We start from the raw sequence: 20,226 nt of genomic DNA on the forward strand, positions 1-20,226 counted from the left end.
GCCGTGCAGGCACGGCCGGGGATGCAGATGGTTACTGGGCGGCGGCCGCGGCCTTGGCCGCTTCCCTGGCCGCGAGTTCGGCGAGCGCCTGCTCCTCGGTCTTCATGATGCCGAAGTCGAGGAGCATGTCTTCCAGCTCTTCCATGGTGATCGGGGTGGGGACGGTGCCCTGGCCCGAGTTGACATGGATCTTCTGGGCGAGCTGGCGGTATTCGGCGGCCTGCTGGCTGTCCGGGGCGTACTGGATCACCGTCTGGCGACGGAGTTCCGCGTGCTGCACGATATTGTCGCGCGGCACGAAGTGGATCAGCTTGGAGTTCAGGCGCTTGGCCAGGGCTTCGGCCAGGTCGAGCTCGCGGTCGGTCTGGCGCTCGTTGCAGATCAGCCCGCCGAGGCGCACGCCGCCCGAGTGGGCGTATTTCAGAATGCCCTTGGCGATGTTGTTGGCGGCATAGAGCGCCATCATCTCGCCCGACATGACGATGTAGATTTCCTGGGCCTTGTTCTCGCGGATCGGCATGGCGAAGCCGCCGCAGACGACGTCGCCGAGCACGTCGTAGGAGACGTAATCGACATCGTCATAGGCGCCGTTTTCCTCGAGGAAGTTGATCGAGGTGATGACGCCGCGGCCGGCGCAGCCGACGCCCGGCTCCGGGCCGCCGGATTCGACGCATTTGATGCCCTTGTAGCCCATCTTGAGCACGTCCTCGAGCTCGAGATCCTCGACCGAGCCGGCTTCGGCGGCGAGCGATAGCACGGTGTCCTGCGCCTTGGCGTTCAGGATGAGGCGGGTCGAGTCCGCCTTGGGGTCGCAGCCGACGATGAGGATCTTCTGCCCCATCTCGACCAGCGCGGCGAGGGTGTTCTGGGAAGTGGTGGACTTGCCGATGCCCCCCTTCCCGTAGAACGCGATCTGACGAAGTGCGCTCATGTTCGTATCCTGTCTCGTTCGGAAATGATCACGCGGGCATCTCGCCTCGCATGTCCTTCTTCGCAAAGGCCGTGCCAAACGCCGCGCGGGCAGGAAATTCAAGTGATAACAATAAGTTAATTGAATATGGCGGTTCTTTGTCGGGCCCGACACCGCTGTTGCAACCCCGACAAAATCCGACAGGCCTGTTGGTTGGCCGGGGAAGCGCGGTGTAATCTATTTGATTTCTGCGAGCCTATCCCCTCACCCCATCCCTCTCCCCAGGGGGCGAGGGAGCAGACCGAGGCGAGGCAGGCCCCCTCGCCCCCTGGGGGGAGAGGGATGGGGTGAGGGACAGCGCTGTCCCCGAAACAGAAAATCCCGGCGTTGCCACCGGGATATCCGCTGCGCCGGAAGATGAGGTCAGGCGACGAGTTCGGTCACGAAATCGGCCAGGCCGCCTGCCACGGGAATGATGCCCTGGCCGCGCAGGAAGCGGATCTCGTTTCGGGTCGGAACATCGTCGCCCATGACGGCGAAATGCGGCCCGCGGCTGCGCTTCATGATCTGGCGGGCGTAGGTGCGCAGCAACTGGTCGTGGAAGCGGCAGCCGAGGAAGAGGAAGCCCCGGCCCTGGCGCCGCAGGCGCACCGCGCCCGGGATCGGCCCTTGAATGTCGATCTCGGTCAGCACTTCGACATAGTCGCTGTCGGCCAGCAGGAAATTGCCGGCCGGCGCAACCGCGCCATGGGGTTTGTAGAGCACGGTGGCCCAGCCGCCCGCGTCGGTGATCGGGGCCTCTGCCCCCTTGCGGTCATAGGCGCGGAACCAGCGGTCCTCGCCGATGGCGGCGCGCGTGATACCCTGGATCTCGCCCCAGTCGAACACCTCGGCCAATGCCGTGCGCATGGCGCCGTCGTACCAGGCGTCGACGATCAGGGGAGGTGCAGGCCGGCGAGGAAACGGTGCAGCGGTCCCGGTTCGACCGGGCTGGCGAAGATCTCGCGCAACAGCGCGTCGAGGGTCGAGCGGTGGCGGCTGCTCTCGATGTATTGAGCGGCGGCCCAGGGGTTGCCGCGGGCGCGCCGGGGCAGGGCCACCCGCTTGCCCAGGGCGGCGGCAAGGGCATCGTAGTCGGTCGGGACGGCGGGGGCGGAGAGCGCCGCCACGCCCATGCCGAGGAAGGGCACCAGCCGTTCCTCGGCCAGGCCGCGGCGGATGGTAGGCAGCACGGTGGCCGGATCGGCCAACTGCAGGGTGGGAGTAATGGCATTCATCGCTCACACCTCCCCGCCGCGCTTTTTCGCATTGACGGTGACCGGCAGGCGCGTGTCGGCAGCCATCTCGGGCAGGTCCAGCACCCAGCCGTTGGACAGCCGCACCCAGCCGCCCCACAGGGCCTCGCGCTCGGTCGCCGTCACCGCTTCCTCGAGGTCCTTCTTGGGGACATAGACGGACAGGCCCGTGGCGGCCCTGCGGATCATCACTTTCATCGGCCGTGGCCTTCCTTTGGCAGATCGTCGAGGGAGATCAGCTCGCGCCGGCGCATGCCGACGACGATGCCCCGGTCGATGAACTCGACCGCATAGATGTAGTAGCGCTGCAGGAACATGCCGATGTCGCGGATGTAACCTTCATCGCCCTTGCGTACCAGAATGTCGCCGACGTCGCGGCCGGCGAAGGTGCCGTCGTTCTTGACGTATTTCGTCGCCCGGACCTTGGTCCCGGGCCGGAAGGCGGGCGGCCCGCGGGTCTCGATCTCTTCTTCACGGCCCAGGCCCATGGTCTATTCCTCCCTGGCGGCGAGTCGCCGGGTGACGGTTTCGCGAATGAGGGGATCTTCGTCGTTGGCGAAGCTGTCCAGGTCTTTTGCCGGAATGCGTTCCGCGGCGGTGAAGCGGACCCGGAGATCCGCATCCCGTGCGAACAGGACCAGGCGCTTGGGCTCCATCCGCTCCGCCACTTCCTGGCGGACCAGGGGATCGGAATCGAAGGCCATCTCGACGAGGCGCGGCTCGGCCAGCCGGCGGGCGACCCAGCGGCGCACTTCCGGCTCCTCGTCCGCCATGGCGGCGGGCAGCAACTCGGGCGGCAGGCGGCGTACGGCGACGAGGCGGACGTAGTAGTCCTCGTCGGCCAGCATGTCGAGCAGGGCCTTGCCGGCCAGCCGGCTGGCGACGGCGATGCGCACGCGCCGGTCGGGATCGCTGGCGAGGGGTGCGACACGGACGGCCGGCAGGCGCAGTGCCGCCATGGCCCGCACCTCAGGCTCGGGATCGGCGAGCAGCGGCGGCAGGCTGAACAGATCGGCATATTTCGCCGCAATCGCCCGCACCTCGAAATAGGGATGGTCGAGGTATTGGCCGGCCAGTTCCGGGTGATCGATGAAGAAGCGCTCCACCCTTCGCGCGCGGCGGTCGCGCACGCAGGCCTGGCCCTTGCGGCAGCGGCCGTCGCGGTGCATGGCCTCGTGCGGGCACGACCGGCACGACACCGGCCGGCCCAGCCAGTCGAGGGCTTCCCCCGTCAGGTCCACCGGCCCCACCCGGACAGGCGGTCAGGCCGGCACGCAGGTCTTGGGCACCGGGCAGACGGCGGCGCATTGCGGGCTGTCGAACTGGCCGTCGCATTCGGTGCATTTGCTGGCGCTGATCACAAAGATGTCGCCCTTCATCGAGATGGCCGCGTTGGGGCATTCGAATTCGCAGGCGGAACAGCCGGTGCATTGGGAAGCGATGATCTTGTAGGCCATGGCGGGGTCCTTCCGGTTGGGGATTGGGGTCAGGCGGTGAGAAGCTGTTCGTGCGTGCCGTAATGGCCCGCGTACCAGGCGGCGATGCCGGCCTCGATCCAGTCGTAGGCATGGGCGTCGAGCGCCTCGATGCCCGCGGCGGAGAGGGCATCCTTGGGGCAGTCGCCGATCTTGGCGCAGAGCACGACATCGACGCCGGCAAGGGCCGCGATCACGCCGTCCAGTGTCGCGTCCTCGCCCCAGCCGCCCTCGCAATATTGCTCGACCTTGCGGTGGCCGATGAAGGCGACGCCCTTCGCCGACGCCTCGTAGATCTGGAATTCGGTGGCGTGGCCGAAATGCTGGTTGATGCGGCCGCCGCCCTTGGTCGCGACGGCGACGAGCACGCAAGCGCCGGCCTCCAGGGCGGCGATCTCCGCGCTGGCCGCCTTGCGCACGGCGACATGCTCGCCCCGTTCGACGGCAACGATCTCACGGTAGGTCTCCCGCTGGCTGGGATCGTAGGCGACCGCCTCCGGCAATTGGTCCAGGGTGAACTCCTGGCCCCGGTCCTCGCCCAGAAGACCGACGGCATCGGCCCGGCACTGGCGGCAATGGCGCATCAGCTTGGTGCCGTCTTCCAGCCTGTCCTGCAATGCCTTCAATTCCATCGCCGTCGGCCCGCGCTGGCCGGTCAGGCCGAAATGGGTGCCGTGGGCGGGATCGGAAATGAGCGGCATGATGTTGTGGAGAAAGGCGCCCTTGCCCTTCACCACCTTGTTCACCTCGATCAGGTGCTCGTCGTTGATCCCGGGATCATGACCGAATTGACCTTGACCAGGATGTCGCGGGATTTCAGCAGCTCGAGGCTCTCCATCTGGCGCTCGTGCAGGATCTTGGCGGCGTCGAGCCCGGTCCAGCGCCGGCTGCGGTAGAAGATCCAGGGGTAGATCCCGGTGCCGACCTCGGGGTCGACCATGTTGATCGTCAGCGTCACATGGTCGATGTTCATGCCGGCGATCTCGTCGACATGGTCGGGCAGGGCGAGCCCGTTGGTCGACAGGCACAGCTTCACGTCCGGGATCACCCGGGAGACCAGCTCGAAGGTCGCCCTGGTCTTGCGCCAGTCGTAGGCGGAATCGCCCGGGCCGGCGATGCCCAGCACCGAGAATTGGGGTACCTCGTTGGCGACCGCGACCACCTTGCGCAGGGCCTGTTCGGGCGTCAGTTTCTCGGAGACGACGCCGGGGCGGCTTTCGTTGGCGCAATCGTATTTGCGATTGCAGTAGTTGCACTGGATGTTGCAGGCGGGCGCGACCGCGACGTGCATCCGCGCGAAGTAGTGGTGCGCCTCCTCCGAGTAGCAGGGATGATCCTTGATGCGGTCCCAGATCTCGGGCGCCAGGTCGCCGGCCCCTTCGGACGAGCCGCAGGACGAGGCGGAACAACCGCCCTCTTGCAAGGCTTCGCGCATGCTTTCGGCCGATGTGGAAGACTTCAGGCTGCCGAGCGATATCAACTGTGCCACGCTCATCCTCCGTCGCTAGAGATCCCCACCTGTCATTGGCAAGCACCGTGCCAAAGGGACAAGTTATTGATTTGTTTGGGTGATCACTGGAAGCGGCGGGCCGCTGCTGTCAGGGGGCCGACGTTTTGTCGGCCTGCCCTTGTCGCACCCCCGACAAAACGTCGGGGCGGTGTTCAGAATTTCTTGATCGGAATGTCGTGCTTGCGCAGGGCATAGCCCATCTGCCGGGGGGTCAGGCCCATCAGCCGAGCCGCCTTGGCCTGAACCCAGCCGGCAGTCTCCATCGCCTCGACCAGGCGCTCCTTCTCGGTCTTGCCGTCGGCGGCGGTCGCCGGGCAATGGCCGGGTGCGGGGCAGCCGGCAGGCCGGTCGCCGGCGGTCTCGCCGGAGGGGGCGGCCGCGACCGGGCGGGAGGCCTGCTGCGGCGCGATCGGCAGCGGCTGGAAGCCGGCGGGCGCCGCCTCGCGCATCGGCGCCTTCCATAGCATGGCGGAAAGGCAGCCGTCGTTGCGGCAGGCGAAGTCGCGCCCGGTTAGGGCCGGCCCGTGGGCGAGGGTGGCCGTGCGGCGCACGCAGTTCTCCAGTTCGCGGACGTTGCCCGGGAAATAGCACCCCGTCAGCACCTGCAGCGCCTCGTCGGTCATGGACAGGCGGGTGCCGTTCTCGTCGTTGTAGCGATGCAGGAACTCGCGGGCGAGTTTCGGGATATCGCTCGGCCGGTCGCGCAGTGGCGGCAGGAACAGGGGAACGACGCTGATCCGGTAATAGAGGTCGGCGCGGAACTCGCCTCTGGCCACGGCCTCTTCGAGGTTGCGGTTGGTGGCGGCGATCAGGCGGACATCGGTCTTGATCGTCTTGGCCCCGCCCACCCGCTCGAATTCGCCCTCCTGGATGACGCGCAGCAGCTTGGCCTGGAACATGGGCGAGATCTCCCCGATCTCATCCAGGAACAGGGTGCCGCCGTCAGCCAGCTCGAACCGGCCCTTGCGCAGAGCGTGGGCGCCGGTGAAGGCGCCCTTCTCGTGGCCGAAAAGTTCCGACTCGAGCACGCTTTCGGACAAGGCGGCGCAATTCAGCTTCACGAAGGGCGCATGCTTGCGGGGCGACATCTCGTGCAGGGCCTGGGCGAACAATTCCTTGCCGGTGCCGGACTCGCCGCGCAGCAGGACAGTCGTCTGCGAGCGGGCGACGATCCGCACCTTGTCGAGCACCGACTTGATCGCCGGGCTGTCGCCGACGATGCCGTGTGCCTCGCCCCGCGGCGGGGGCGGGGCGGAGCGGCCGCACCTGGTCCTCGACAGCCTTGGCCAGGCGATGCTGCTCGGAGATCAGGCGCTGGCGATCCTGGGCGATCAGGCGCTGCAGGCGCACGGACTGCCCGACCAGATTGGCCACCATGGTCAGGAAACGGACATCCTGGTCGTAGCGGAAATGCGGCTGGTCGCTCCAGTTCCGGTCGATCGTCAGGGTGCCGATCACCCGGTCCTCGATCTTGATCGGCACGCCGATGAAGGAATAGGAGACGCCGCGGGGCCCCCAGGAGGAGAAATCCACCTCGGAGAACAGGGGATCATTGGCGACATTCTCGACCACCAGCGCCGTCTGGGTGACGACGATGCGGCCGATCGCACGTTCGGGCAGGCGGGCGAAATAGCGCTTGGCCGTCGCCTCCGACCAGCCGGAGCCGACCACGACCTCGGGCGCACCCGCCTCATCCAGCAGGGCGATCAGCCCGTTGCGCATGTCGAGGAACGAGGAGAGCAGGGAAAGCACGCCGGCCAGATTGACTTCGAGGCGGGCCGGCATCGCCAGGAGCTTGGAAATCTCGTAGATGCCGTATAGCGCCATCTCGGGCCGGTCGGCGCCCTCGGACGGGCGATGGCGCCGAAACTGCGTCGCCGCGGCACCAGTTTGCGACTGGTGTGGTGAGGACAGCGACGATGGACCGACCATGAGCCACCCCTTCGTAGACAGAGACGCAACGACCGACAGGCGATCAGAAACTCTGAACGCATTTTTGCAGTGCGGAATTGATTTTGATCAAATTGAGTTCACGCGCCGTTTCGAGGCCGCCGGTAGGCCGATACCGCGGCGGGCGGGCTCATTGCAGTGCCATCGTTTTGACGCGCAAAATTCACAAAAATGAGCCGGATTCCGGCGGTTCCTTATGCCTTATCTAGAGACTTGAGGACTGTGGGGTCGGGGCGGCTGATGCGTGTTCAAGGGCGTAGGGTGACGGACCTTTCGGGGCTTCGGGTGACGACCCGTGGCCATCGCCGGGCGTTGCTCCTGGCCGGGGCCAGCGTTGTTGCCTTGATCGTCGGCGGGCCGGCGGCCTCGGCCCGCAATATCCTGAGCGGCCCGACCGCCGCCCCGGTGGCGACGATCACGCCGCAGCAGGCCCAGGCGGCCCAGGCTGCGCAACTGGCGGCCCGGCGCGGCCGCGACAGCCTGGCCCGGACCACCCGGGCCCTGCAGGCCATGCGCTCGGCCCAGGCGGCCGCGCGCGACTTGGCCATAGCGGCGCCCAGCCCGATTCCCAACGGCTTGGGTACCGGCGGCTTGCAGCCGGTGCGCAATCCCAATTCGACCACCGACGGCCTGGCCGCCTGGATCGGTGCCGACAGCCCGACGCAGAAACCCGGCACCGGTCCTGGGACCATCGACGTCAACATCCACCAGACCGAGAGCCGGGCCGTGCTGTCGTGGGAGACGTTCAACGTCGGCCGCGAGACCACGCTGACCTTCGATCAGCAGGGCAACACGGATTGGATCGCCCTCAACCGGGTGGTCGGCAACGATGCCAAGCCCAGCGAGATTCGCGGCAGCATCAAGGCCGATGGCACGGTCCTGATCATCAATCACAACGACGTCCTGTTCACCGGCACCGCGCAGATCGACGTCCACAGCCTGCTTGCCAGCACGCTGGAGGTCGGGCGCGCCTTCGATTTTGTCGCGACCGGCACGGCCGCCCGCACCATCGCCCAGCGCAATGCGGAATTCCTGGCCTCGGGCCTCCTCGGCTTCAACGACACCAGCGTGCAAGCCGGCGCGACCTTCTCGGCCCAGCGCATTCAGGTCGGCACGGGGACCCAGAACGACCCGCTGCCCGAGGGCAGCGTGACAGTCGCCGCCGGGGCGCGGATCACTGCCGGCAAAGACGGCTTGATCCTGCTGACCGGCCCCCAGGTGATCAACGCCGGCCACCTGTCGGCAACCGATGGCCAGGTGGTGCTGCAATCGGGCCGCGAGATCTTGCTGCGCCGGTCGGAAGGCAAGGCCACCAGCATCGATCCCAATATCCGCGGCGTCGTCGCCGCCAGCGTGCGCAACCTGGGCGATCCCGATGATTCCGTCGTCAACACCGCGACCGGCCTGATCGAGGCTAATCGCGGCAACATCACCCTGGGCGGCTTCAGCACGGTGACCAACCAGGGCCTGCTGTCGTCGACCACCAGCGTATCGCGCAACGGCTCGATCGTCCTCTCCGCGGCCGATATCAAGCTGGCGCCGGGCGGCATCTTGTCGATCGGGGCCGACGAAGGCCCTGACGTCATCCCCCAGGACGCCGCCTCGATCGCCGCCTTCAAGCCGTCCAGCATCGTGATCGGCAACCGCAACGGCCTGGGCGCCACCGTATACGATGCGTCGGCCCGGATCGAGATCGGGCGGGATGCGCTGATACGGGCGCCGGGCGCCACGGTCGAAATCGGTGCGCGCGCCGGTGCCGCCGGCGCCAGCGACCAGCAGGGCCAAGGCAATTCGCATGTCGTCGTCGATTCAGGCGCGGTCATCGATGTCGCCGGTTGAAGGACGTGCTGATCCCGGCCTCGCGCAATGTTCTGCAACTGGGGCCGCTGAAGGGCAACGAGCTGGCGAATTCGCCGCTCTATCGCAACAGCTTCCTGAACGGCGCGACCGTCTATATCGATCCGCGCCAGTCGGGCGTGCGCGCCGACGGCGTCGCCTGGATCGGCTCGCCGCTGCTCGACGCCGCCAGCTATTACGCCCAGGTCGGCGTCGGCGTGGCCGAATTGATGACCAAGGGCGGCACGGTAACCCTGGGCGCCCAGGGCTTTGCCGGTACCGGCACCGCGGCGCTGGCGCCCGATGTCACGGTCGGGGCGGGGGCTGCCATCGACATTTCGGGCGGCTGGGTGCGCTACCAGGCGGGCCAGGTTCGCACCACCCAACTGGTGACGAGCGACGGCCACATCGTCGATATCGCCCACGCCGATCCCAATATCGCCTATGCCGGGCTCTTCACCGGCTACACGCTCAACCACGGCCGCTGGGGCGTGACCGAGAGCTGGGTCTCGCCGCTGACCGGCAATGGCCGCTATGTTGCCGAATATACCGAAGGCCGCGATGCCGGCGCCCTGACCGTCAAGGCCTCGGCCATCGCCTTTGAGGGCGACCTGTTCGCCGATGCCTTCGCCGGCGACCGGCAGCGCCTGGGCGGCAGTGTCGGCACGGCGGCGAGCAAGATCTTCGGCGATTCACGCGGCCTCCAGGCCAGCAGCGGCCAGCGCCCGGCCGGCGGCTTCCTCTACATCCAGGCGCTGACCGAAACCACGGGCGGCGCCGACGTCGTCATCGTCGACGGCGCGGCCGACCGGCCGGCAGCCGGGCTGGACACCATCGTCCTGTCCGATGGCCTGCTTTCCGACAGCGGCCTGGGGCAGGTCTCGGTCCATACCTCGGGCAAGGTCACCATCGAGCAGGGCGCCGATGTCGAGCTGGGCCCGGGCGGCGTCTTCGACGTGCTGGCCGGCCGCACCCTGACGGTCGCGGGCAGCATCACCGTGCCCAGCGGCCGCATCTCGCTCGAGACGTTCGATTCAAGGGGCCTCAGCGACCACACCTACGGCGGCTCCGCCTTTGGCGACAAGGCGGTCGCGGATCGGCTGGGCGACTACGACGTGGTGGTCACCGGTTCGCTGTCGACCCGTGGCCTGTGGGTGAACGACTACGGCCAGTTCGCCAGCGGCGGCGATGGCGGCGGCTATCTCGATGGCGGTGCCATTTCCCTTTATGCCGCCCCGAACCTGGCGGCGGCCTTCGACCGCGATGGCCAACGCCTGGCCAACAGCACCTATGCCGATCCCGACGATGCGGCGGCGCCTCGTTCGGCCCAGGACATCAGCGGCAGCATCCTGGTGGACGCGGGCGCCCGGCTCGACGTTTCGGGCGGCGGCCGGATCCGGCCCGACGGCAGCTTCGATTTCTCTGCCCGGGGCGGCGATCTGGCCCTGGTCAGCGAAACCACCTACTTCCAGCTCAGCACCACCACCTCGGGCCGGACCGGCGGCTTGAGCGGCCTGCGTGTCGGCGGCCTGCTGTTCACCGACAGTTCCGGCAGCGAGACACCTTACGTCTCGCTGAATCCCGACCGGATCAATGCCCATGTCTCGTTCGACCCCGGCTCGATCCTGGCGCATGGCTTTGCCGGCGGCGGGACCTTCGCGCTGACGGCGCCGCAGGTCGCCTTCGCCGCGCAGGCGGGCGGGCGGGCGACGGTGCTGCCGCTCGAGTTCTTTGCCGATGCCGGTTTCGGCGCCTATGACATCACCTCCTACAAGACGGCCCTGCTGGCCAACCAGTTTGCCAATAGCCTGGGCGGCAGCAACGCGCTCCTGGCGACCCAGACCTTGACCGTGGGCGCCGGCCAGGTCCTCAGGCTCAGCCAGTCGCTGTTGCCCAGCCTGCTCGATGTCAAGCAGGCCGATGCCCTGCACGCCCTTGGCACCGGCGGCGATCTCTATTCGGTGCTGACGCCGGCAGTGCCGGCCGACGCCTGGGACCGCCGGGCGGTCGACCTGACCCTGGGCGGGCTTCTGGAACTGCATGTGGCCCAGGGCGGGCGGATCGAGGGCGAGGCCGGCACTCACCTGACGGTCGCCAAGCTGTTCAACGAGGGCACCATTCGCCTGCCCGGCGGCAAGATCACCCAGAACGAGGTGCTGCCGCTGATCTATGGTGCCGACGGGCTGCGCCACGGCGTGACCGATCTGGCCCAGGCCTTCTCGACCGATGCCGCCGGGCGCTTCACCGAAGACGGCCCCAACCGGCTGGGCCTTCGCAACGAAGACGGCGACCTGCTGACCAATGCCGAAGTCGCCGACAGCCACGCGCTCTATCTCCTCGGCCTGCTGGACGAGGGCGAGGGGGTGAGGCTTGCCGCCGGCAGCCTCACCGACCTGTCGGGCACCGTCATCGTCAATCCGCGCGCGGCCCTGAACGGCATCGGTTTGATGATCCGCGACGGCCGCGTCATTGCCGGCGGCACGCTGGAAGCGGTTCCGTCGCATGTGCTGGCGGGCCTGCCGTTCAGGGCCAACGAGGACTTGCTGAGCGAACTCAGCCTCGACGACGGGCAGCGCTACGGCCTGATCCGGGCGGCGCAGCGCATCACGCTGGACAAGGGCTCGGTCCTCGATCTCTCGGGCGTCGCCGATCGGCTCGACCTGCCGACCCGGCTGACGGGCTCGCTCAATGGCCTTGGCTATGCCGCCGCCCCGGTCTGGAGCGACGGCGGCACCTTGTCGGCGCCCAACGGCGTGCTCATGGCCGCCGGCGCTACCGTCAGGGCTGAGGGCGGTGCGCCGCTGGCCCTGGGTGGCAAGCTGGAGGTGTCGGACCTCACCCTGGTCCAGCACGATGGCAAGGCTGCGGTCGTCGACACCCTCTCGGCTGATCAGATCGAGGCGGCGGGCTTCGACACACTGCGGGTCTTCGGCAGCATCACCGGCAAGGGCGATGTGAGCCTGTCGCTGGGCCGGGCATTCCTGCTGGAGAGCAAGCCTTTCGCCCTCGATCCGCGCTTCGACCTGGCCGACGGCAGCGTCCGCGACGGCTATCTGCCGACGATCCGCTCGTTGGGCGGGACCTTGCGCGTCGATGCCGGCTACATCCGTTTCGGCTCGGGCCTGTTCGACACGGTGTCCGATCCCGCGGCCGGCGTCGCGGGCAGCGGCAAGGTGAGCTTCGAGGCCAAGGCGATCGATATCGTCGGCGCCCTGCTGATCGACCGCTCGGTGGCCGATGCCCGGTTCGAGGCGACGGGCGACCTGCGCCTGATCGGTGCGCGGCCCTGGCAATCCCTGCTGCCGACGACGGCAGCGCTGCCGACGACGCTGAACGGCCAGGTCGCCGCCAACGGCAACCTGACCTTCGCCGCGTCGCGGGTCTATCCCACGACCGGTTCGGCCTTCCAGATCTCCTCGACCGCGGCGACCGGCCAGATCACCTTCGCCAGGGCCGGCACCTCGACCGGCCCGGTGCCGCTGTCGGCGGGCGCCAGCCTGGTGGTGCAGGCGGCGACCATCGTCCAGGGCGGCGCGCTCTATGCCCCGCTGGGGACCATCACCCTGGGCGGCAACGAGGCCCTCACCCGGCAGGACAGCAGCACCGATCCGGTCCGCTTCTTCGCCCGGCCACCAAGACGGTTACCTTGCAGGCCGGCAGTACGACATCGATCACCGCCGGCGGCCAATCGATCCCCTACGGCATCACGACCGACGGGACCGAATGGTTCTTCGCACCGACCAGCGCCGATCCGCTGACCAAACCGCCGGGCGGAACCCTGCGCATCGGCGGCCAGGATATCGTCATGGCGGCAGGGGCGACCATCGACCTGTCGGGTGGCGGCGATGTCTTCGCCTATGAATTCGTGCCCGGCACGGGCGGTTCCTACGATGTGCTGTCGCGCCTCAACGGCGATGCCTCCACCGGCAACGACGGGCTGCAATATGCCGATGGCCGGCAGGTCTATGCGATTGTGCCGGGCCTCTCGGCGGCCACGGTGGCGGCCTTCGACCCGATCTATTCGGCCGACTATGCGGGCGCCGGCGACATCAATTCGGCCGATGGCGTGGGCAAGCGGGTGTGGCTGGATGCGGCACCCGGCCTTGCCGCCGGGTGGTACACCCTGCTGCCTGCCCGCTATGCCCTGCTGCCGGGCGGCATGCGCATCGTCGAGCGGACCGAGGCGGACAGCGTCCGGCCCGGCATCGGCGCACAGTCGCCCGATGGCACGCTCTACGTCTCCGGCCGCTATGGCGATGCCGCGTCGGGGGCCGAATCGTCGACCGTGCACCTGTTCGACGTCATGCCCCGTGACACCGTCCTGGCCCACTCCAGGATCCAGATCACCACGGGCAATGGCTATTTCACCGACGCGGCGAATCGCGACGGCGCCGCCGTGCCGCGCCTTGGCATCGACGCCGGGCGCCTGATCCTGGATCCCACGGCGCGTCTCATCGTCGAGGCGGCGGTGAAGGCCAATGCGGCGGCGGGCGGCCGTGCCGCCCAGGTCGATATCGGCGGCGCGTCGATCGAGATCGTCTCCACCCTGTCGGCGCGGCAACCGGCCGACGGTGTCGTGCGCCTGACCGCGGGCAGCCTGACCAATCTCAACGCCGGCAGCCTGCTGATCGGCGGCATCCGCACCGACAATGACGACGGCACCACCGATATCGATGTGGTGGCCCGGCATATTTCGGTTGCCAACGATGCCGCCCACCCGCTGACCGCGCCCGAAATCGTGCTGGTGGTCGATGCCGGCGCCCAGGACCCGCAAGCCTCCTCGATCACCATCGCCGGCGACGCCGTGATCGTCGCCGCCGGCACCCTGAACGACGGCCGCACCGGCGACTATGTCATCGATGCGCGCGCGAGCACGGTCACCGCCGACGATGGCACGGTCACCACCACGCCCTCGGCCATGACCGGCGAAGGGGCGATCCTGCGCATCGCCAACGGGCCCGAGCGCCTGGTATCGCGCCTGCGCGACGGCACCACCCAGGCGGCACCGGCAGCCACGCTGAGCGCCGGGGCGGCGCGCCTTGATGGGCAGTCCGTGCTGCTCGATTCGACGGGCGATCTCTCGCTCGCCAGTGCGGCGACCGTGGCCGCCGACGCGATCGCCATCGGGGCCGGCAAGGTTACCTTCACCGACAAGCCCCAGGGCCTCGACGGCCTGGTCGTCACCCCGGCCCTGCGCGACCGCTTCGCCGCGGCCGAGCGTTTCACCATCCGCTCGACCAACGGCATCGCCTTCGACGACGGCCTCTACAGCCTGGGCACGATGCGCATCGATGCGCCGGCCCTGATCGCCCGCCAGGGCGGCACGGTCACCCTCCAGGCCGAGACCTTGACCCTGTCGAACCAGACCGGCAGCACGCTGGCGGCCTGCGGCGGCGCGGGATCGGTTGCCTGCGGCGATGGCCACCTGGCGATCACGGCCGGTGACCTCACCGTCGGCCCGGGATCGATCCGCACGCTGGGCTTCGAGGGCGGCGGTGTCGCCTTGACGGCGACGGGCGGCATCTTCGGCCTGGGCCAGGGCCGCCTCGATGTCGGCAGTGCCGCGCTCGATATCAAGACGCCTTTCATCGGCGACCGGGCGGCGGTGCTGCCCGCCGGCCAGAAGCCGGTCGCGCCCAAGATGACCCTGGCGTCCACCGGCGCGGTGACGATCACCGATCCGACGGGTGCGGGCCGGATTGCACCGCTGGCGGGAACGCCGGGGGCGGGCCTGACGATCGAAGGCGGCTCGATCAGCGTTATCGGCACGGAACTGCGCGCCACGGCGGGCATCCTGGCCCTGCGCGCGCAAGACGGCATTTCGCTGGGCGCTGGTGCCGTCGTCGCCGCGCCCGGTTACGACAAGGTCTTCGGTGATGCGGTGGATCCCGCCACGACCGCAGCGCCGGCCGGCAAGGTCACGCTGTCGACGGCGGCGGGCGACATCGACCTGGGCGCCGGTTCCCTGGTCTCGGTGGGCGGCGGTGCCGGTGCCGCGGGCACGCTGGCGCTTTCCGCCGCCGCGGGCACGGTAAACTTCAATGGTGATCTCGACGGCCTGGGCCGCACGCAGGGCGGCAGCTTCAGCCTGGATACCCAAGGTGCCTTCGACCTGGCGCTGCTGGGGGCCGCGGCCAATGCCCAGGGCTTTACCCACGCCCTCGACATCCGCACCCGCACTGGCGACCTCACCCTGGCCGCCGGCCAGCGCCTGGTCGCCGACTCGCTTAAACTGACCGCCGATGGCGGCCTCCTGACCGTGGCCGGCACGCTCGATACTTCCGGGGTAACGGGCGGCGACATCGTGCTCTATGGCACTGATGGCGTCACCCTGGCCGCGACGGCCAGGATCGATGCCTCGGCCGATGGCTATGGCGAGGATGACAGCCGCCAGGCCAGCGCCGGCGACGTGACCGTCGGTACGGACGCTGCCGGCGTCATCACGCTCGAAGAGGGCGCGGTCGTCGACGTTTCCGCCCGTCGCCCCGTCGACCGGCTGGTGCGCCTGTGGCGCAACGGCGAGCTTTACTATCAGTATGTCCAGGGCGACCTGGGCGGGACGGTCCGCTTCCGGGCCCCGGTGATCGAACAGGCGGGCGCCGACACGGTCAATGTTGCCGTGGCCGACGCCGCTTCGATCGTCGGCGCGCGCACGATCGCGCTGGAAGCCTTCAAGCGCTGGGACCTGGCCCAGGTTGCCGCCGGCGGCGCCTTCAAGGGCGTCACCCTGGACGAGGCCACCGGCACCATCACCCTGGACGTATCGGCCGGCCTCGACACGGCAAAGCCCGACGGCACCATGACCACGGTCAGCGGGGTCAATTTCCTGGGCGACGATGCGCCGGGCACGCTGGTCGAATTCGTCCAGGATTTCGACCTCTCCGGCAGCGACGCCCAGCTCGGCGGCTTGGCCGAACAGGACAATTTCCATGCCCTGCCGGGCATCGAACTGGCCTACGACGGCAATATCACCCTGGCCTCCAACTGGAACCTCGGCGCCGGCGTGGTCAATGTCACCGCGGCGATCGCGGCCGGCGCCATGACCAATCTGGGCGGCGGTGCCAGCGCGGTGGTGGCGGGCGAGGAAGCGGACGTGTTCAGCCGCTTCACACGCCTGACCTACCGCACCGGCAACGGCAGCGTGCTGGGCGAGGCGCCGGTCCTGGCCTTGCGCGCCGGGGGCGACCTGCGCCTTGAAGGCAGCCTGACCGATGGCTTCTTCCAGTTCCAGGGGCCGATCCAGATCAGTGGTGGCGGCGATGGCGGCGATGGCAGCGGCGAACCGTTCCAGTTCGCGTTCCAGCGCTTTGGCGGCCTCGAAAGCCTGGGCCTCTACTATTACGTCTACGGTTTCAATGCGCTGGCTAACGGGGCGCCCTACACCATTCTAGGCGGCGGTGGCGGTGGTGGCGGCGGTGGCTCGATCGGGCAGGGATACTCGGCGTCTGCCAATTCGCCGGCCGCGCTGACGCCGGTCGACACCCTGGCCACGATGGTGCCGTTCCCCGTTGTCTGCCTGGATGACGCTTGCGGCGAGACCACGCCAGCGGCGACGTCCTCCTACCGGCTGGTGGCGGGCGCTGCGCTGGACAGCGTCGATCCGGAGGCGGTGCAGCCGTCTCGGCGGGCTTCCATCACCTTCAACCCCTACAAGTCGTTCGAAGGCATGTCCGGATCGTCGTCTTCCGGCCCGGTCAGCATCGACCTCTACTTTGACGTCGGCGAGAACGATCTGTTCCTGGGCAGCGAATTTCCTGACGAGAACTCCCGCTTTGTGCGCGCGTCGGAACTGGCCGACGAACTGGGCGCCGAGAATATCATCGAGATCGACCTGGGCTGGGATACGGCCGACGATCAATCGGGCGTGAACTCGAGGGCGGCTTGGGCGACGTTCCTTGAAGCGCTCGACAGTGGCTCGGACGCGGAGCTGGCGGCGCTGGTCGACCAGTATGGCGTGCCCGATATCTTCGGCGACGGTTATCTTTCGGGTGCCGCGGCAGTCCTCGAATACTGGGTTGCCAACTATATGGCGCCGGCTGTAGCCGCCGACCTTCCCGGCTATTTCGAGGCTTTCGGACTGTCCTCACCCTTTGGGAGTGGCGGCGGCGGCGGCGGTGAGAGCATCGCGCCGGGTCTCGCCCGCAACGTGGTGCGGACCGGGACGGGGTCGATCACGCTTGCCGCCGCGGACGATGTCAATCTCTACGATCCGGCGCAGGCCTTGCCGACCTATAGCATCGGCGGGGTCGCCTACAGCGAGGGCGCGACGGCGATCTATACCGCCGGCCGTCTGGCCGGTGCCTCGGCGCGGACCTTGGCCGATCCGGTCACCGGCGCCCCGGTATCGGTCGTCCCACCGGCGCTGTCGGCGTCGGACGGGGGCTACTACCTGACCGATGGCGGCGACATCCGCGTGACCGCCGGCGGCAATGTGAACAGCAGCCGGGCGACCGGGCCCAAGGCCGACCAGGCCTGGCTCCTGGGCAGCGTCGACTCCGTGACCGATCTGCGCGTGGCGCCGGTCGCCACCGTCGGCGGCGAGACGCCCAAGGGCTTCGCCGAGGGCATCGGCGCGCTGGGCGGTGGCGATGTCAGCGTCATCGCCGGGCGGGACGTGGTCGATCTCACGGTCACCTCGGCCGGCAGCGCCGCGACGGCGACGACCGACGCCGGGGCGGGCAGCGCCCTGCTGGTCTTCGGCGGCGGCGATGTCACGGTGTCGGCCGGCCGCGACCTGGTCGGCGGGCGCATCGATGTCTGGTCGGGTACGGCGGCGCTCGACGCCGGCGGCAGCGTGACGTCGGCGGGGATCATCGCCGCACCCACCACCCCCAACCATGCGATCGGGTCGCTGGACAACGGGCTGGCCCTGCGCCTGTTCGATGCCTCGGTATCGCTTTCGGCCCAGGACACCATCGGGCTTCAGGGCATTGCCTCGATCGCTTCGACCGGCTCGGACCAGAACGGTATCTATTTCCAGGCCAATGTGAACAGCTACGGCTTCTACAGTGAACGGGCGCGCGTCGACCTGGTGGCCAACGGCGATGTGAGCTTCGTCAACACCGCGTCCAGCGTCCTGGTTAGCGACATCCAGCCAACACCCACCTTCAACACCATCTGGCCGGCCAGCGTGATCGTTGCCAGCCTGCTGGGCGATCTCGACATCGGCGGTGGTGCCGCGGCGACCTTGATGATGCCCGGGCCTGACGGCAATCTCGGCCTTCTGGCCGGCGGCTCGATCACGGCGGCGACGCTCGCCATGCTCGACGCCGATCCGGGCCAGTTGCCGGGTTATTTCTCTCAGTTCCTGCTGCGGGGAGATGCGCTGGCGGCGGGCCTCGCCTTCCGCTTCCCGGCCGTCTTCTCGAGCACCAGCGACAGCACGCGCGCGCAACAGCACAATACCGCCGTCACCCACGCCGGCGACGACGAACCGGCGCGCATCCATGCCGGGATCGATATCGGCGACGGCAACGGCGGCCTGATCCTCTCGCTGGCCGAGCAGGCCCGCATCAGTGCCGGGCGCGACATCGTCAACATGATGTTCTTCGGGCAGAATGTCGCCGCCGGAGATATAACGCGCATCGTCGCCGGTCGCGATATCACGGCGACGACCAGGCTGGTATCGCCCGCGACCGGCTTCGAAATCGTCGACCAAAATTACCAAGTCGTTCTTGCCGAGCCGCGCCCCGCCGTGCTCGGCAACACTTTTGTCCTCGGCGGTCCAGGCAACCTGATCGTCGAGGCCGGGCGCGATATCGGGCCCTTCCTCAATTCGGTGCAGATTGAGGCAATCCGCAAAAAAGCTGGCTCAAGCCTGAACGAACTGGTCTCGACGACCGAAGATTTTGCCGGTGGCATCCTGACAGTCGGCAACGAATGGAATCCCTCTCTCAAAGACGAAGGCGCCAATATTTCGGTCTTGTTCGGTGTGGCCAAGGGGGCGGATTTCAATGCCCTGCGAGACTACTATGTCGATCCGACCAATGTGGCGATCACCGATCCTGCGGATCCCCACTACCTGCCCGATGAATTTTTCGAGCGGTCGGACAGCGGCACCGTTGACCGGTCCAAGCCGATCTACGGCACCATGCTCGTCGACTGGATGAAACAAAACGCTTCCGATGCATTGATCACCGCCTATGGCGGCACTGAAGTCACCTACGCAGAAGCCTATGTGGTGTTCAAGAGCTTGTCGGCGCTGCGCCAGCGGCCGTTCCTGACCCAGGTCTATTTCAACGAGCTCAGGCAGTTCGCCGACCCCGACAGCCCGTCGTTCGGCCAGAGCGCGCGGGGCTATTTCGCCGTCAATCGGTTGTTCCCTGGCTCGCTGGGTTACACGCTCAACGGCGAATCCGAGAATGACTTCGGGGCGGTCCGGTCGGTCCTGTCCGAATTCGGCTACGGTGCCGTGCAACTGGCCGAGGGCCTGAAGTTCCTCGATACCCAAGGCTACACGGTAACGGTCGGCGGTACGGGCTTCACCGCCCGGCTGGTCGACGGCCGGTTCCAGCCGGTCGAGGACGACGTCGTGACCGCGTTGACGGGCGATGCGCTTTCGGCCTTTGACGATATGGTCGCCGGCGCTCTCCTGGCCGCGGGCGGGATCGATTTCATCACCGCGCGCGCGCAAACCGGTAGCCTCGACTTGCGCCTCGCCACCATCCAGACCGCGCGCGGCGGCGATATATCGATCCTGGGGCCGGGCGGCCGGGTCATCGCCGGTTCGACCGTGCGGACCAGCGAACAGGCGGCGCGGCGCGCTTATGACGGTGGTCGCCTGTTTGCGGGCAACACCCCCCCTACAATCCGCTAGACCCAGGCACGACCGATTTTGTGGCCCCCGTCAGTGCCGCGATCAACAGCATTCCGACAGGCCTCGAAGGCGTGCTGACCCTGCGCGGGGGACGATCTCGACCTTCACCGACGGCGATTTCTTGCTGAACCAGAGCCGCCTCTATACCCGCGACGGCGGCGACATCACCATGTGGTCGTCCAACGGCGACCTCAATGCCGGCCAGGGCCCGAAGACCACGGCAAACCTGCCGCCGGTGGTGATCAAGATCAGTCAGGACCTGTTCGCCGAAGAGGACCAGGCAAGCTCGACCAGCGGCGCCGGCATTGCCGCCTATTCGCCGTCCGATGCGTCGGTGGCGGACCCCGACGTGATCTTGATGGCGCCGCGTGGCACGGTTGACGCCGGCGACGCGGGCGTGCGGGCGGGGGCAACCTGTTCGTCGCGGCGCTGCG

At 68.1% G+C, this 20,226-nt stretch carries 13 protein-coding genes and 2 pseudogenes; 4 read left to right on the forward strand and 11 right to left on the reverse strand.

The window, feature by feature from the left end; translation table 11 throughout:
• Positions 1–31: 31 nt before the first annotated feature.
• The 11 genes and pseudogenes from nifH to D3874_RS31500 all read right to left on the reverse strand — a co-directional run.
• The gene (gene nifH / locus D3874_RS05405; protein ID WP_119777175.1) at positions 32–931 is read right to left on the reverse strand and encodes a nitrogenase iron protein; all 900 of its coding nucleotides are present in this window, start codon (positions 929–931) and stop codon (positions 32–34) included.
• Between the two features lie 402 nt (positions 932–1,333).
• Positions 1,334–1,819: an SIR2 family NAD-dependent protein deacylase gene (locus tag D3874_RS30010; protein ID WP_233559847.1), complete on the reverse strand. Its 486-nt coding sequence runs from the start codon at positions 1,817–1,819 to the stop codon at positions 1,334–1,336.
• Between the two features lie 26 nt (positions 1,820–1,845).
• Positions 1,846–2,187 (reverse strand): hypothetical protein, encoded by a 342-nt coding sequence (locus tag D3874_RS30015; RefSeq protein ID WP_233559848.1) that lies wholly within the window; start codon positions 2,185–2,187, stop codon positions 1,846–1,848.
• Between the two features lie 3 nt (positions 2,188–2,190).
• Entirely contained in the window at positions 2,191–2,403 is a 213-nt protein-coding gene (gene nifT, locus D3874_RS05415; RefSeq protein WP_119777176.1) for a putative nitrogen fixation protein NifT, read from the reverse strand.
• Positions 2,400–2,693 (reverse strand): nitrogen fixation protein NifZ, encoded by a 294-nt coding sequence (locus D3874_RS05420; RefSeq protein ID WP_119777177.1) that lies wholly within the window; start codon positions 2,691–2,693, stop codon positions 2,400–2,402. The genes nifT and D3874_RS05420 overlap by 4 nt, the downstream gene beginning before the upstream one ends.
• A gap of 3 nt (positions 2,694–2,696) precedes the next feature.
• Entirely contained in the window at positions 2,697–3,446 is a 750-nt protein-coding gene (locus D3874_RS05425) for a 4Fe4S-binding leucine-rich repeat protein (RefSeq protein WP_233559849.1), read from the reverse strand.
• A gap of 21 nt (positions 3,447–3,467) precedes the next feature.
• Entirely contained in the window at positions 3,468–3,662 is a 195-nt protein-coding gene (locus D3874_RS05430; RefSeq protein ID WP_119777179.1) for a 4Fe-4S dicluster domain-containing protein, read from the reverse strand.
• Positions 3,663–3,691: 29 nt separating this feature from the next.
• Entirely contained in the window at positions 3,692–4,426 is a 735-nt protein-coding gene (locus D3874_RS32365) for a NifB/NifX family molybdenum-iron cluster-binding protein (RefSeq protein ID WP_456306394.1), read from the reverse strand.
• Positions 4,427–4,431: 5 nt separating this feature from the next.
• The gene (gene nifB / locus D3874_RS32370) at positions 4,432–5,169 is read right to left on the reverse strand and encodes a nitrogenase cofactor biosynthesis protein NifB (protein ID WP_456306395.1); all 738 of its coding nucleotides are present in this window, start codon (positions 5,167–5,169) and stop codon (positions 4,432–4,434) included.
• A gap of 173 nt (positions 5,170–5,342) precedes the next feature.
• Entirely contained in the window at positions 5,343–6,380 is a 1,038-nt protein-coding gene (gene nifA / locus D3874_RS30020; RefSeq protein ID WP_233559850.1) for a nif-specific transcriptional activator NifA, read from the reverse strand.
• 220 nt (positions 6,381–6,600) lie between these two features.
• A pseudogene (locus D3874_RS31500) lies at positions 6,601–7,122 on the reverse strand (GAF domain-containing protein); the annotation flags it as partial.
• Positions 7,123–7,425: 303 nt separating this feature from the next.
• Between D3874_RS31500 and D3874_RS05445 the strand changes: the two are divergent.
• The 4 genes and pseudogenes from D3874_RS05445 to D3874_RS31870 all read left to right on the forward strand — a co-directional run.
• Complete coding sequence (locus tag D3874_RS05445) at positions 7,426–8,979, forward strand: two-partner secretion domain-containing protein (RefSeq protein ID WP_147385537.1); 1,554 nt, start codon at positions 7,426–7,428, stop codon at positions 8,977–8,979.
• Positions 8,976–12,734, forward strand: coding sequence for a hypothetical protein (locus D3874_RS05450; RefSeq protein WP_119777181.1), 3,759 nt, complete (start codon positions 8,976–8,978; stop codon positions 12,732–12,734). The genes D3874_RS05445 and D3874_RS05450 overlap by 4 nt, the downstream gene beginning before the upstream one ends.
• Positions 12,623–19,792: a beta strand repeat-containing protein gene (locus D3874_RS05455; protein WP_119777182.1), complete on the forward strand. Its 7,170-nt coding sequence runs from the start codon at positions 12,623–12,625 to the stop codon at positions 19,790–19,792. The genes D3874_RS05450 and D3874_RS05455 overlap by 112 nt, the downstream gene beginning before the upstream one ends.
• A pseudogene (locus D3874_RS31870) lies at positions 19,743–20,192 on the forward strand (filamentous haemagglutinin family protein); the annotation flags it as partial. The gene D3874_RS05455 and the pseudogene D3874_RS31870, both read left to right, overlap by 50 nt.
• Positions 20,193–20,226: the final 34 nt, after the last annotated feature.

The sequence above is a fragment of the Oleomonas cavernae genome, from assembly GCF_003590945.1.
In the GTDB taxonomy this organism is placed as follows: domain Bacteria; phylum Pseudomonadota; class Alphaproteobacteria; order Zavarziniales; family Zavarziniaceae; genus Zavarzinia; species Zavarzinia cavernae.